Raw genomic sequence first — 13,646 nt, 5'->3', positions numbered from 1 at the left:
CACACCGTCAAACACGACACCCACTTCACGTACCAACGCAACAACGCCGGCACCCTCACCATCACCACCCCCACCGGATACAGCAAAGACCCCGACGAACCACCCTTCTAGCTCTGAGCTAGTGGATCGCCTTCAGTACGAGGGTGTCGACGGTCGCCTTCGTGTAGGCCTTGGCGCTGAAGGGCCACGCCCGGGTCTCGTGCCGTTGCCAGAGCGGTGTCTGGTCGGTGTAGTTGGGGTGGAAGGCGTGGCCGGATTGCCCGGTGAGGTTGACCCAGGTGGAGCGATCGAAGTCGGCGAGGCTGACCACCATGCGCATCGAGGGCACATTGGTCGCATCGTAGGTGTCGAGCCGCGCGTCCCAGCCGACCGCGTCGACCACCGATGATCCGCCACCCACGGGGTAGGGCCCGCGGTTGAAGAGGGCCTCGATGGGTGCGATGCCCGAGCTGCCGAAGCTCGCGTTGACCAGGCGCAGTTCGTGCAGGCGGCTCCACGACCACTGGCCGGTGTCGGAGCCCATCTTCTCGGTGCCCTCCTTCCACGCCTGCTCTGCAGCGTAGGCGAGCATCTGGTCGCGGCCGCTGACGCCGAGCTTCTTGTTCGACCACCAGGGTGAATCAGGGCTGTCGACGAGGGAGTCCACGACCGAGAACCAGCGGCTGCTGCCGGCGGCCGCGGTGTCATCCGTGAGCTTGTCGCTGAACATGGCCTTCAGCAGGGCGCGCCAGGTCATGTTGAAGTACGCGGAGGCCGCGCTGCCGGGGGAGTCGGCGTGATCCCACTTCTTCAGCAGTGCAGCGCCGGCCGCCGCGTCGCCGCGCAGCTTCAGCCCCGCGATCAAGGGTGCGAGTCGCGCCCCCATGGCGTTCTGGTCATCGCCCTGGATGGCCGACATCGACTTCGTCGTGAGTTTGGTGCCCGCCGCGATGGCAGCCTGGATGCGGGCGGTGATCTCCGTGGCGCGGTACCCCTGGTCCCAGTCCTTGGTGAGCAGCGACGGATACTCGGGTCCGGCGATGGCGTTGTTGGCCGTCACGACGAACCCGCTCGGCGGATTCAGTTCGCTCGGAAGCGCCTCGAAGGGCACGAACCCGTTCCAATCGGTGGCGCTCGTCCAGCCGGGCTGGGGAACGGTGCCGTCGCCCGACCGGCGCTGCGGCACGAGTCCCGGCATCTGGTAGCCGATGTTCCCGTCGACGTCGGCATAGACGAGGTTCTGCGCGGGCACGGCGAACAGTGCGGCCGCGGCTCGGAAATCGCCCCAGTTGTTCGCGCGGTCCATCGCGAAGATCGAGCTCGGCGTCGTCCCCGGCGACAGCGCCGTCCACTGCAGCGCGAGCTGGTAGTCGCCGGCTGCCTGGCCGGATGCCGTCGGATACTTCTCGGCGATGTCGCCGAACTGAGGCGTGAGCCCGGTCACGAGCGGCCCGTGTCCGGTGGAGCGGATGGTGATGGTGACCGGGTCGCCACCCGCCACCTTGATCTTCTCGGTGTGGCTGTTGAGCGGAACGGTGGTTCCGTCGATCTCGTAGTTCTCGCCCGTCACCTTCTCGAGGTAGAGATCGGTCACGTCGGGGCCGGCATTGGTGAAGCCCCAGGCGATGCGGGCGTTGTGGCCGATGATGACGCCCGGCACGCCCGAGAAGCCGAAGCCGGCGACGTCGAACGGGCATTCCGGCCCCACCTGCGAACACCGCAGGCCCGACTGGTACCAGACGGAGGGAACGCTCGCGCCGAGGTGCGGATCATTCGCGAGGAGAGGCTTGCCGGTGTCGGTGAGGCTGCCGGAGACGACCCACGAATTCGAGCCGATGTCGGCGCCCGCGGTGCCGATGAGCTCGGGGAGCGCGTCGAGGGACTCTCGCAGCTGCCGCAGCGACGCCGTGTACGCCGGCTGCGTCGCGGCATCCGTCAGCGGCGTGACGCTCAGCGCGGCCGGAGCGCTCTCGCCGCCCGTGATGGTGGGGTGCGCGCCGTAGGGATAGGCCGGGTGCAGCTGGGCCACCTGCTCCGGTGTGAGCTGCGTAGCGAGCAGCGCGCGATCGATTTCGTCTCCGAGGTTGCTGCGCAGGTCCCACGCCATCGCCTTCATCCAGGCGACGGAGTCGACCGGAGTCCACTTCTCGGGGTGGTAATCGGGGTTCTGGATGCCCAGGATGGCGTATTCGAGCGAGAGGTCGGCGCCGGAGTGTTTCGCGAGGTAGGCGTTCACGCCGTCGGCATAGGCCTCGTAATAGCCGAGCGTCGTGGGATCGAGCAGCGCCACCTCCTTCTCGGCAACCGCCCGCCAGCCGAGGGTGCGCAGGAAGGTGTCTGTGCCGACCTGCGAGGCGCCGAAGAGTTCCGAAAGACGGCCTGCGGTCGTGTGCCTGCGGAAGTCCATCTCCCAGAACCGGTCCTGAGCGTGCACATAGCCCTGCGCCATGAACAGGTCGGCGGCGTTGTCGGCCACGATCTGGGGGATGCCCGCGCGATCGCGGTACACCGTGACGTCGTGGTGCAACCCGGGAATGTCCAATCGGCCCGAGAGGGTCGGAAATCCGCGTTGCACGGTCCAGAACCCGACGCCGGCGCCGATGACGCCGACGACGAGCAGCCCGACCAGTACGCCGACGAGTGCCCTCAGTGCGCGATGCCTATGCGTGCGGGGGGTGTCGGTGCCCACGGTGCTCCTTCACTTCCTCGTGACGCTGCAGACTCGCACACTACCCGATAGGAGGGAGCCTCTCGTTCAGGCGTGCAGTGCGGCGTTCAGGCTCACGCCGGCGCCGGCTCGGGGCAGCACCTCGACCGCCCCCGTGAGGGAGTTCCGGCGGAAGAGCAGGCCAGCCAGCCCCGAGAGCTCCGCGGCCTTGGCCGCCGTCACGGTCTTGGTGTCGGGATCGATGACGTTCACCTTGGTGCCCGCGGTCACGTAGAGCCCCGCCTCGACGACGCTGTCGTCGCCGATGGAGATGCCGATGCCGGAGTTGGCTCCGAGCAGCGCGCGGCGGCCGATGCTGATGCGCTGGGTTCCGCCTCCCGAGAGGGTTCCCATGATCGAGGCGCCTCCGCCGATGTCGCTGTCCTCGTCGACGATGACGCCCTGCGAGATGCGGCCCTCGACCATCGAGGCGCCGAGCGTTCCCGCGTTGAAGTTCACGAAGCCCTCGTGCATGACGGTGGTGCCGGGCGCCAGATGCGCCCCGAGACGAACGCGCGCGGCATCCGCGATGCGCACCCGCTCGGGTACGACGTAGTCGGTGAGCCGAGGGAACTTGTCGAGGCCGACGGGATGGATTCCCGCGCGCTGCAGCCCGAGGCGCAGGCGGGCGAAGTCGTCGGGGTGAACGGGGCCGGCGTTCGTGAACAGGACGTTCGGCAGGTGGCCGAAGATGCCGTCGAGGTTGATGCTGTTGGGTCGCACGAGCAGGTGGGAGAGCAGGTGCAGCCGCAGGTAGGCATCCGGAGTCGACGCCGGCGGCGCGTCGAGGTCGATCTCGGCCGTCACGAGTTCGAGATGCACGTCGCGCCGCTCGTCCGGCCCGACCGCGGCCGCGAGCTCGGCAGGCGGCTCCACCGCTGCCGGCTCGCCGAGGGCTGGGCTGGGGAACCAGGTGTCGAGCACGGTGCCGTCGGCGGCGATGGTCGCCACGCCGAAGCCCCATGCGAACCGTGCTGCGGGTGCCGTATCGGTCATGTTCCCCAGCGTAACGGGGCGACGGGGCGTCGGTAGGCTGGGCGCATGCCCTCGACTGCCGCCGATTCTCCCGTGCTCGACGTCTCGGCCGGTGTGGTCGAACTCACCCGGGTGCTGTGCGACATCCGGTCGGAATCGGGCGATGAGGCCGTTCTCGCCGATGCGATCGAGAACCTGCTGGCTCCGCTGGCTCATCTCGAGGTCGTGCGTGACGGGGACTGCGTCGTGGCGCGCACGCAACTGGGGCGCGCGCAGCGTGTCGTGATCGCGGGCCACATCGACACCGTCCCCATCAACGGCAACGTGCCCACCCGCTTCGAGACCATCGACGGCAAGGACTACCTCTGGGGCCGGGGCACCGTCGACATGAAGGCGGGGGTCGCGGTGCAGCTGGCCCTTGCCGTCGAACTCGTCGATCCGGTCGTCGACATCACCTGGATCTTCTACGACCACGAGGAGGTCTCCGCAGACCTCAACGGACTGGGCCGGCTCGCACGCAACCGTCCCGATCTCATGAACGGCGACTTCGCCATCCTGGGGGAGCCATCGGCCAGCGCGGTCGAGGGCGGCTGCAACGGCAACCTGCGCTTCGAACTGCGTGCGAGCGGCGTGCGTGCGCACTCCGCCCGATCGTGGGTGGGCGAGAACGCCATCCACAAGCTCGCGCCGGCTTTGGCCACCCTCGACGCGTACGAACCCCGATCCGTCGACGTCGATGGCCTGGTCTACCGCGAGGGCCTGAACGCGGTCGGCATCCGTGGCGGGGTGGCCGGCAACGTGATCCCCGACGAGGCCGCGCTGCACGTGAACTACCGCTTCGCGCCGAGCCGCAGCGTGGCGGAGGCGATCGAGCACGTACGCGCACTCTTCCCCGGCTACGAGTTCGTCGTGCTCGACGAGGCCGAAGGCGCGCGGCCCGGATTGAACGCACCGCTGGCCCAGCAGTTCGTGGCGTCCGTCGGTGCGGCCGCTCGGCCCAAGTACGGCTGGACCGACGTCGCGCGCTTCAGCGCCCTCGGCATCCCTGCCGTGAACTACGGACCCGGTGATCCGCTCAAGGCGCACGCCGACGACGAGCGGGTGCTGCTCTCGCAGATCGTCGAGTGCGAGCGCGCCCTGCGCACATGGCTGAACGCACGCTGAGGGCAACCGGCTCGGGTACCGGTGGTCCCGAGCCGCGGATGCTGCCGGTCGCTCTCGCCGCCCGCTGGAGGTGGCTGCCCTGGTGGGCGAGGGTGCTTCTCGTCTATGCGCTCTCTCGACTCGTGACCACGGCGATGATGCTCGCCCTGGCGAGCGTGCAGGGCCAGAATCCCTGGACCGGGCCGCATCCGCCCTACGGCGCGTTCGCCAACATCTGGGACGGTCGCTGGTACGAGATCATCGCGTACAGCGGCTATCCGACCGAGATCCCGCTCGCCGACGGCGTGCATGTCGCCGAGAACGCGTGGGCCTTCATGCCGGCCTACCCCTTCCTCGTGCGCGCCCTCATGCTCGTGTCGGGGCTGTCGTGGGAGGGGGTGGCGATCTTCGTGTCGCTGGTCTTCGGACTCGGCACGGCACTCCTCTTCCATCGCCTGCTCGCTCCGCGGCTCGGCAGCTCGACGGCCCTGTTCGCGGTCGCACTGCTCTGCTTCGCGCCGCTTTCCCCGATGTTCCAGGTGGCCTACGCCGAGTCGATGGGCCTCTTCCTGCTCGCGCTCGCCCTCCTGCTGCTCGTGCGGCGGCACTACGCCTGGCTCGTTCCCGTGGTGTTCGTCATGACGCTGACCCGCCCGACTGGCCTCGCCTTTGCGCTCACGCTCGCCCTGCATACCCTCGTGCGCTACCTGCGTCGGGCCCACGAACCGTTCCCGGTGAAGCAGCAGCTCGGGGCGGCATCCGTTGCCGTGTTCAGTGCGCTGATGGGCGTGGCGTGGCCGGCCCTCGCCTGGGCGGTCACCGGGGTCCCCAATGCCTACACCGACACGGAGCTGGCGTGGCGGATGCCCTACATCGGTTACGTGGACCTGGTTCCCTTCACCGCCTGGTTCCAGGGCGCCCACTGGTGGCTCGGATTCGTCGGTGCAAAGGAGCCCCTCCAGACCATCGCCGGGGTGATCGGCGTGCTCGTGCTCATCGCCGCGTTCTTCGCCGCCCTCTTCCTGCCTGCGGTGCGCCGGCTCGGCGTCGACCTGCGCATCTGGACGGCCAGCTACGCTCTCTACCTGCTCGCGGTGTTCTTCCCGCAGTCGAGCACGTTCCGGCTCCTGATGCCGTTCTTCCCCCTGCTCGGCGCCCTCGCCCAACCGCGCTCGCGGCTCTATCGTGCGGGGCTCATCCTCATCGGCATCCTGCTGCAATGGGGCTGGCTGCTCATCGCCTGGGGAGTGGACGGCTACGACTGGTCACCCCCGTGATGGGGTTGCCTCGCACGTTCTGGGGCGGTCGACGATTTCGCAGAACTCCCAGCGACAGGGGATAATGGACCTGTCTAGCCACGAAAGGGGAGCTCAATGGCGGCGATGAAGCCACGGACCGGAGACGGACCAATGGAAGCTGTGAAAGAGGGACGCCTGATCATCGTGCGCGTTCCGCTGGAAGGCGGGGGGCGTCTGGTCGTGTCTGTCAACGACGCTGAAGCGAAAGAGCTTCACGATGCGCTTGCGAAAGTCGTCGCGGCCTGAGAGCCGGCTCACTGATTCACCTGATGCCCTGAGTGCCTACGCACCCAGGGCATCAGTCGTCTGATCGCCCGGCCCCGGAGGGTTCAGGCGTGCAGCTTCGAGATTTGCAGCAGTCCGTCACCGGCTGGCGAGAGGGCGCTGAGCACGGCCGTCGACGCGCTGATCTCACTGATGAGCGAACGGAAGCCGCTGGCGACCTCGTCGCGCTGCGCCGGGTTGGCGACACGCCCCCGCCAGAGGGCATGCGGCACCAGCACGCTTCCGCCGGGCCGGGCCAGCCGCAGGGCGTGCTCGACGTATTCGATGACCGACTGCGGGTCGGCATCCACCAGTACGACGTCGTAGGAGTTCTCGTTCATGCGGGGCAGCACCTCGCTCGCCCGGCCCGCGATCAGGCGCACGCGGTTGGCCGGGATGCCGGCCTCGACGAAGTTGGCGCGCGCGTGATGCTGGTGGTCGAGCTCGACGTCGATCGAGGTGAGCGTGGCCTGCGGTGCTCCGGCGAGCAGCCACATGCCCGAGAGGCCGACTCCCGTCCCGATCTCGATGATGGCGCTCGCCGAGTGAGCGGCTGCGATCACCGCGAGCTGCGCTCCGACGGCGGGCGAGACCGGTTCGATGCCCAGTTCCATGGACTGCTGGCGCGCCGCCGCGATGGCTTCCGGCTCGACGACGACGTCATCGGCGTACTTCCAGTTGAGGTCTTTGTCGGACACCTGCGCTCCCGAGTCTCGAGGGTTGCCTCACAGCCTAGGGCGAGGGATGACGAGCCGATCGCTGCCTCGCCGCCCGCACCGGCTTCTTCCGGCGAATTGCCGGGGACGACCGGCTATCCTGAGGGCATGTTCGGCCTGACCTTCGAGAAGATCCTGCTCATCGGGGTCATCGCCGTCTTCGTTCTCGGGCCGGAGAAGCTGCCGCACTACGCGGCGCAGCTCGGCCGCCTGGTTCGCCAGTTGCGCGACATGGCGAACGGCGCGAAAGACCGCATGCGCGAGGAGATGGGTCCGGAGTTCGACGACGTCGACTGGAAGAAGATGGACCCGCGGCAGTACGACCCGCGCCGCATCATCCGCGAGGCGCTGCTCGACGACGAGCCCGCACGGCCGGCGCCGACCTTGTCGCGGGCGAGCACGGCGGTGCCCGCCGCTGCCGGCGCTACAGGTGCGGCCGCATCCGGGCCGACGCCGTTCGACACCGAGGCGACGTAAGGGCTCCGCCGCCCAGCGACGGTGCGCGACGGAACAGTTGCGACATCCGATCAGAAGGAAGTGATGGCATGGGCGCCACCGTCCTGGACATGTCGATCTCTCTCGACGGGTTCATCACCGGTCCTCACGAGGGCCCCGACAATGGCCTGGGCGACGGCGGTGAACGCCTGCATGAATGGCTGTTCGAAGACCCGGGGCGAGGGGGAGGCAGCGACAGCGCGGCTGCGATCGTCTCGGCCAGCGGGGTGAACGGGCGGATGGTTTCGCAATTCATGGAGACCGGGGCCGTCGTCGCCGGGCGCGGAACCTTCGAGGCGGCGAATGGATGGGGTGGCGACCATCACGACGGCGTGCCCATCTTCATCGTCAGCCGGCACGCGCCCGCGCTCGACATCGCATCCTGGCCCCTGGTCACCTATGTCGCTGACGTCGAGGACGCCTTCCGTCGAGCCCGACAGGCTGCGGGCGAGAGGAACGTGCTCGTGCACGGAGCAGCGCTCGCCCAACAGGCCCTGGCCGCCGGGATCCTGGACGAACTCGAGCTGCACGTGATCCCGGTGCTCTTGGGTCAGGGGAGGCGGTTGTTCGAGAACCTCGCCGCAGAGCAGGTGCAGTTGGAGCGCACGCGCGTGCTCGAAGGGGAGAGCGGGGTCACCCACCTGCACTATCGAGTGCTGCGCTAGCCGCATCCGGACGTGTTTCGCTCGGCGGAGTCTCGATGCGCTGGCGAGGGTAACTGCATCCGCCCGCGCATCGATACTCCGCCGAGAAGGTCGGGCGCCGCGGGCGCGCTCCGCTGGTCAGCGCCCAGGAGGCGCGAGTGTGAGCCACTCTTCATCGACGACGTACCCGAGTGAGCGATTCAACGCCAGCATCGCCGTGTTCTCGCTCGACCCGCCGGAACGGAACCGGGTGACGCCGTCTTTCAGAAGTGTCAGAACGGAAAGGGCCTTGACGGCGCGTCCGAGTCCTTGGCCTCGTCGATGCGGGTGGACGACGGTGAAGTCCGTCTCGGCCGTCTCAGTCTGCGGGTCGACGTCGATGTACGTCGTTGCGATGAGCAGTCGGTCGGCTGAAAAGACGCCGAACGCCCGCCTGGTAGCCGAGTCGACACGGGCGCTCTCGGTTGTGAGGGGTTCATGTCGGGTCGCCGGTCCGCCCGGGTAGTCCCGCAGCGTCGCCGCATCGAGCACGCAGGCGGCGCCCGCATCTTCGGCCTCGAGCTCACGAATCGTCAGATCGGCGGGCAGTTCCTCGACCATGGATCGCAGACGCAACTGGTCGATGGCCCACCCGTCGAGTTCGGCTCCCCACGAGCGGTGCATGACCCACCATCCGCTCTGGTCGAGTTCGAGCCGTCGGGGATCATCGGCGCGAATGACGATGGGTGAGTCCAGCATCCTTCCACTGTGTCACACGCCCGCCCAGGAATCGCTGGGCAGCTTGTGGCCGCCGGCGGCCTCATGGGACTGTTGGTTACGGCGGTGGGTTCGATGCGCAGAGGAGACCGGGACGCGGGGCTGGCGGATCGGCGAACTGACGGCGACAGGGGCGAAGTATCCTGATGCGATCCCGAAGAGGAAGCCGGGCGCGGCGCTCATGAGTGTCGGCGTATCGTGGATCTCCCTCGGAATCATCTTCTCGATCGGCCTCGGCTTCGACTGGTTTCTCGTCGTCACGGTGGCGGTGGGAGCGGCGTGCGTGGTGTGGGGACTGCTGCGTCGGCGACGCTGGGCGCGTGCGCAAAATGCGGAGTCGGCTTCCGACTCGTCGCAATAGGCCGACTTGTCGCGATCGGGAGAGGAACCGGCGGTCGGGCTTCTGCTCCCGGGTCCGCCCCGCGCCGATCGACAGGTTCCGTCGCCGACGCCAGAGTTATCGCTACTCTCGTGCCATGGCGGAGATCCCCGACGAACACCTGACGATCCGCGCCGGCGAGCGTCCCTCCAACCGAATGATGGTCGCCGCCCTCTGGGTTGCCGGGACGGTCTTCAACGTTGCCTTCGGAGTGTTCTTCGTGCTCTATTCGATCGCCGATGAGTGGGCCGTCGAGCGTTCGGAAGCATTCAACGGCTTCGACCCTGCGCAGCTTCTCCCTCATGACGTGCTCTTGTGGCTGGCAGCGCACCTGGCGCTCGTTGCCCTCGTCGCGGTCGACGTCCTCGCGATCATGCTGACGCGGATGCGTCGTCGAGCTCGAGTTGGCGTGGTCGCCCGCATCCGTCCGGAGGCGCAGGAGGCATAGCGAGAAGACTCCGCCTCTTGGACTTCAGAGCTGCGCCGGGACGGCACCCACCGGTCGGGTGTGCGTGCTGACGTGGGTGCGGAGCCCGAGGATGCCCGCTGCGATGCTCGCCAGGGCGGCCGCAATCGCGAAGGGGTCGAAGATCGCCGCCGTGCCCCAGATGGTCGCGGCCGTTCACCGAAAAGCGAGGAGATTCTGAAAAGCGAGGCGTTCTTCGTCGACACGCCGTGTTTGGGGCGTGCGCGGACGGCGTGTGGCGGAAGATCGCCTCGCTTTTCGGAGGTGGCGACGGGGCGGGAGCCGGTACCCGCCGCCATCGGCCGCTGTGGGTGGCGCGGCATAGAGTCGAACGGTGGCCACCCTCGACGACCTGCGCCGCATCACCGTGACACTGCCCGGCAGTGAGGAGCGCGCGACGACGGGCGGCGCCGCCTGGTTCGTGCGCGGCAAGCTCTACGCGTGGGAGTGTCATCCGTGGCCGAGCATCCCGGCGGATGTGCGCGAGATCGTCGCGGCCGAGGTCGTGGTCGGCGTGAAGGTCGCCGATCAGCTGGATGCGCTCGCTCTGGTCGAGATGGCCCCCCGCGTGTTCCTGCGCACGACGACCCCGTGGGGTGAGCCGAAGATCGCCTTCCGCATGGCGGGCATCGATGACGATCACCTCGCCGAGCTGGTGACCGAGGCGTGGCGCGTGCAGGCGCCGAAGTACCTTCGGCGCCAGTTCGACGGCGATGCCGATGGCTGACTCGTAACGGATGCCGAAGCCACGTGTGGTCTGCGCGGATCGTGATGTGATGTCTCCATGCCCGAGGTGACGTTGGCTCCCTGGTCCGACGACGACCTGGCGACGTTGCGACGCAGCAATGCGCCGGAGATGATGACCTATCTCGGTGGCCCCGAGTCGGAGGAGGGTCTCGTCGCCCGACACGAGCGGTACCTGCGGCTCTGGAAGGAAGGCACCGCTCAGATGTACCGGATCGTCATTGCCGACCATCCGGAGGGAGTGGGCAGCGTCGGCGTGTGGAACGACGATCATCACGGCAACGGAGCACTCGAGACCGGCTGGGCCGTCGAATCCGCCTACCAGGGCCACGGCATCGCGACCGCTGCTGTGCGCACCGTCTTGAGGCTTGCGCGAGACACGCGCGGGAACGTCGAGGTGTACGCCTACCCGCGCACCTCGAACGAGGCCTCGAACGCCATCTGCCGCAAGGCGGGCTTCGAGCTCATCGGTGAAGAGTCGTTCGAATACCCGAAGGACGCGTGGTCGGCCTCGAACATCTGGGTGCACCGCTCGGCGACGGCATAGCTCGCGCGGTGCGGCGTGGCGCCGGATGCGGTTCCTCAGCGCCGGCGGGCGCCCTTGAGAACTCGGGCGAGCAGCAGCATCGGCGCGGCCATCGTGCTGAACTCAGCGCCGGTGCGGGGCAGTTGCAGCAGTCCCGTCGCCCGCGACACCGTGACCGGTTCCACGAACCTCAGCAGGCCCTCCGGCCCGTTGCGTCTGCCCACCCCGGAGCTCTTCATGCCGCCCATAGGGGCGTCGACGGTCGAGAACGATCCACGGTAGCCCTCGTTGATGTTGATGCTGCCCGCATCGATCGCATCCGCCACGCGCCGAGCGCGCGGGGTCGACGTCGCGAGCACGGAGGCGTTCAGGCCGTAGTCGCTGTCGTTCACCGCGAGCACCGCCTCTTCGTCGGTGTCGACCGTGTAGAGGGAGACGACGGGGCCGAACGTCTCCTCGCGTGCGCACGCCATGTCGGCCGTCACACCGGCGAGCACGGTCGGCTCGTAGAAGAACGGTCCGAGGTCGGGACGAGCGGACCCGCCGGCGAGAACCGTCGCGCCCTTGCTCACCGCGTCGTCGACATGCGCCTGCACCCGCGCGAGCTGGTTGGCCGTGGCGAGGGAACCGACGTCGGTGCCGTAGTCGAAGGATGAGCCCAGGCGCAGTGAGCGCACCCGCTCGACAAGGGCATCGGTGAATGCCGCAGCGACCCCGCGCTGCACGTAGATGCGCTCGACCGAGACGCACAGCTGGCCGGCCGACGAGAAGCAGCCGTAGGCTGCGTCGGCAGCGGCCTTGACGGGATCGGCATCGTCGAGCACGATCATCGCGTTCTTGCCCCCGAGTTCGAGGGATGCGCCGACGAGTCGCTCGGCGGCGGCAACGGCCACCGTGCGCCCGGTCGCAGTCGAGCCGGTGAAGCAGATGTAGTCCGCGGCGCCGGTGACGGCTCCACCGATCTCGGCGCCATCACCCGCGACGACGTTCCAGGCCTCCGGCGGCAGGCCGGCGTCGAGAAAGGCGCGTCGCAGCGCGAGGACGCTGAGGGCACCCTGGTCGTCGGCCTTCTGCACGACGGCGCACCCGGCGGCGAGGGCGGGAACGACATCCATCGCCGCAAGGCTGAGCGGGAAGTTCCAGGGAGTGATCACTCCGACGACGCCCTTGGGGCGGTAGCGCACCGTCGTGTCGACGATGAGGGGGAGAGCCGAGCGCCGACGGCCCCCGCGCAGCACTCTCTGTGCCGAGAGCGCGTTGTAGCGGGTCACGCTCGTGCACTGGAAGAGCTCCTCGAAGGCCTGCCCACGGGTCTTGCCCGTCTCGGACTGGAGGATGTCGAGCAGTTCCTCCCTGCGCTCGATGAGTAGGTCGTGCGCCCGAAGCAGTACGTCGCCTCGTGCGGCGAAACCCGCGCGCGCCCACGCGAGCTGGGCGAGCCGACCCCGGGCAAAGGCATCCTTCACGTCGGCGGGCGAGCTGACCGGCAGGGAGTGCAGCACCTCGCCGGTGAGGGGCGCGACGATGGCACGCGTCTCTCCCGTGGTCGAGAGCACGTCGTTGTCGAGGTCGGTGAGGATCATGCGATCCAGCGTCGTTGCGGGCACGCGGCCAGTCTAGGGGCACGAGTGAGTCGATCGTCCCACTTGGCGGGTGGCGCGCGCCGGCTCAGTTTCCGCAGACCGCGCTGATGTAGTCGTAGAGCGCCGCCTTGACCGTGGGAGGCATCGGCAGTTGGTAGCGACCGGAGCGACCCGTCGCCGTGCGAGCGTCCAGCTGCAGCACCGTGCCGACCTTGTCGTCGGCGAGGGCGTGCGGATCGCATCGGGTCGGCCGCACGTCGAGGGTGACGACCCGCGCGGCGCTCGAGGCGTCCACGGTGAACCCCAGCGTCCAGTTCTCGCCGCTCGTGGGGGAGAGCAGGGTGGTTGAACGGATGCCGTCGAAGCTCGCCGATCCGGCCGCGCCGGTCGGGGTGAAGCCCAGGTCGATATGCGCCACGGCGTCGGCGCCGACGCCGTCGACCCGGAGGGCCTGGGGTGGGGTGACGGACACGACGGCGTCGACATCGTGCACGAGGCAGCCCTCGCGCACCAGCCGATCGATGACGTCGTTCTCGTCCGTCGGCCTCGTCGTCGTCTCACCGGCGGATGTCTGCAGATCGACCGTGCCCAGATCTGCGGCACCGGTGCAGGACAGGGGCGGGATCGCCACGCTCAGGTCCACGCGCTGGCCGGGGTCGAGGTTCACGGGCGCGCCCGCGTAGGCGGCGGGGGAGGCGAAGCTCGGCGAGGTGAGGGTGGCCCCCTTCACCGTCAGCGGCGTGTCGCCGGTGTTCGTCACCGCGAGCGAGAACGCGCCGCGCGTGTAGTCGGTGCGCCCCTGGTAGATCGCCGCCGTCGCGGTGACGCGGGCAGCCGTGGTCGGCGTGGCTGCAGGTGCTCCCGTACACGCGCAGAGCAGCCCGAGCCCGAGCACGGCGCAGCCCAGAAGCGCTGCCCGCCTCACGGCCCGGCCCGCCGGGCGGTGGTAATCGCGCGTACCGGCGGCCACT

General features: G+C 68.7%; 15 protein-coding genes. 9 read left to right on the top strand and 6 right to left on the bottom strand.

Translation table 11 applies throughout. The features are described 5' to 3' along the window. Positions 1-118: 118 nt before the first annotated feature. On the bottom strand, positions 119-2,668 hold the full coding sequence (locus WDJ51_RS14250; protein ID WP_337853136.1) for a penicillin acylase family protein: 2,550 nt from the start codon (positions 2,666-2,668) through the stop codon (positions 119-121). A 66-nt stretch (positions 2,669-2,734) separates the two neighbouring features. Beyond that, positions 2,735-3,682 carry a 2,3,4,5-tetrahydropyridine-2,6-dicarboxylate N-succinyltransferase gene (dapD, locus tag WDJ51_RS14245; RefSeq protein ID WP_337853135.1) on the bottom strand — a complete coding sequence of 316 codons (948 nt, stop codon included), beginning with the start codon at positions 3,680-3,682 and terminating at the stop codon, positions 2,735-2,737. Between the two features lie 45 nt (positions 3,683-3,727). Between dapD and dapE the strand changes: the two genes are divergently transcribed. The 3 genes from dapE to WDJ51_RS14230 all read left to right on the top strand — a co-directional run bounded on the left by dapE (position 3,728) and on the right by WDJ51_RS14230 (position 6,348). Then, on the top strand, positions 3,728-4,825 hold the full coding sequence (gene dapE, locus WDJ51_RS14240) for a succinyl-diaminopimelate desuccinylase (RefSeq protein WP_337853134.1): 1,098 nt from the start codon (positions 3,728-3,730) through the stop codon (positions 4,823-4,825). Beyond that, positions 4,807-6,081 (top strand): hypothetical protein, encoded by a 1,275-nt coding sequence (locus tag WDJ51_RS14235; protein WP_337853133.1) that lies wholly within the window; start codon positions 4,807-4,809, stop codon positions 6,079-6,081. Before dapE ends, WDJ51_RS14235 begins: the two co-directional genes overlap by 19 nt. 96 nt (positions 6,082-6,177) lie before the next feature. After that, on the top strand, positions 6,178-6,348 hold the full coding sequence (locus tag WDJ51_RS14230) for a DUF3117 domain-containing protein (protein WP_337853132.1): 171 nt from the start codon (positions 6,178-6,180) through the stop codon (positions 6,346-6,348). Positions 6,349-6,431: 83 nt separating this feature from the next. Here WDJ51_RS14230 and WDJ51_RS14225 read toward each other — a convergent pair whose 3' ends face one another. Then, positions 6,432-7,064, bottom strand: a complete 633-nt coding sequence (locus WDJ51_RS14225; protein ID WP_337853131.1) for an O-methyltransferase — start codon at positions 7,062-7,064, stop codon at positions 6,432-6,434. Between the two features lie 126 nt (positions 7,065-7,190). Between WDJ51_RS14225 and WDJ51_RS14220 the strand changes: the two genes are divergently transcribed. Then, positions 7,191-7,559: a sec-independent translocase gene (locus tag WDJ51_RS14220; protein ID WP_337853130.1), complete on the top strand. Its 369-nt coding sequence runs from the start codon at positions 7,191-7,193 to the stop codon at positions 7,557-7,559. A gap of 68 nt (positions 7,560-7,627) precedes the next feature. Beyond that, positions 7,628-8,242, top strand: coding sequence for a dihydrofolate reductase family protein (locus WDJ51_RS14215; RefSeq protein WP_337853129.1), 615 nt, complete (start codon positions 7,628-7,630; stop codon positions 8,240-8,242). Positions 8,243-8,359: 117 nt separating this feature from the next. Here WDJ51_RS14215 and WDJ51_RS14210 read toward each other — a convergent pair whose 3' ends face one another. Further along, positions 8,360-8,959, bottom strand: a complete 600-nt coding sequence (locus WDJ51_RS14210) for a GNAT family N-acetyltransferase (protein WP_337853128.1) — start codon at positions 8,957-8,959, stop codon at positions 8,360-8,362. A gap of 199 nt (positions 8,960-9,158) precedes the next feature. Here WDJ51_RS14210 and WDJ51_RS14205 point away from each other — a divergent pair, with 199 nt between their 5' ends. The 4 genes from WDJ51_RS14205 to WDJ51_RS14190 all read left to right on the top strand — a co-directional run bounded on the left by WDJ51_RS14205 (position 9,159) and on the right by WDJ51_RS14190 (position 11,113). Further along, entirely contained in the window at positions 9,159-9,338 is a 180-nt protein-coding gene (locus WDJ51_RS14205) for a hypothetical protein (protein WP_337853127.1), read from the top strand. Positions 9,339-9,453: 115 nt separating this feature from the next. Beyond that, on the top strand, positions 9,454-9,804 hold the full coding sequence (locus WDJ51_RS14200; protein WP_337853126.1) for a hypothetical protein: 351 nt from the start codon (positions 9,454-9,456) through the stop codon (positions 9,802-9,804). A 352-nt stretch (positions 9,805-10,156) separates the two neighbouring features. Next, positions 10,157-10,549, top strand: coding sequence for an MmcQ/YjbR family DNA-binding protein (locus WDJ51_RS14195; RefSeq protein ID WP_337853125.1), 393 nt, complete (start codon positions 10,157-10,159; stop codon positions 10,547-10,549). Between the two features lie 57 nt (positions 10,550-10,606). Next, entirely contained in the window at positions 10,607-11,113 is a 507-nt protein-coding gene (locus WDJ51_RS14190) for a GNAT family N-acetyltransferase (protein WP_337853124.1), read from the top strand. 35 nt (positions 11,114-11,148) lie between these two features. Here the strand turns inward: WDJ51_RS14190 and WDJ51_RS14185 are convergent, their stop codons facing one another. Then, positions 11,149-12,699, bottom strand: a complete 1,551-nt coding sequence (locus WDJ51_RS14185) for a succinic semialdehyde dehydrogenase (protein ID WP_337853123.1) — start codon at positions 12,697-12,699, stop codon at positions 11,149-11,151. 61 nt (positions 12,700-12,760) lie between these two features. Continuing rightward, on the bottom strand, positions 12,761-13,600 hold the full coding sequence (locus tag WDJ51_RS14180) for a hypothetical protein (RefSeq protein WP_337853122.1): 840 nt from the start codon (positions 13,598-13,600) through the stop codon (positions 12,761-12,763). Between the last annotated feature and the right edge of the window lie 46 nt (positions 13,601-13,646).

The organism is Rathayibacter sp. YIM 133350, from assembly GCF_037404875.1.
Lineage (GTDB): Bacteria > Actinomycetota > Actinomycetes > Actinomycetales > Microbacteriaceae > Orlajensenia.
The sequence above is the reverse complement of the archived record's forward strand: the minus strand, read 5'-3'. Positions and strand labels throughout refer to the sequence as shown.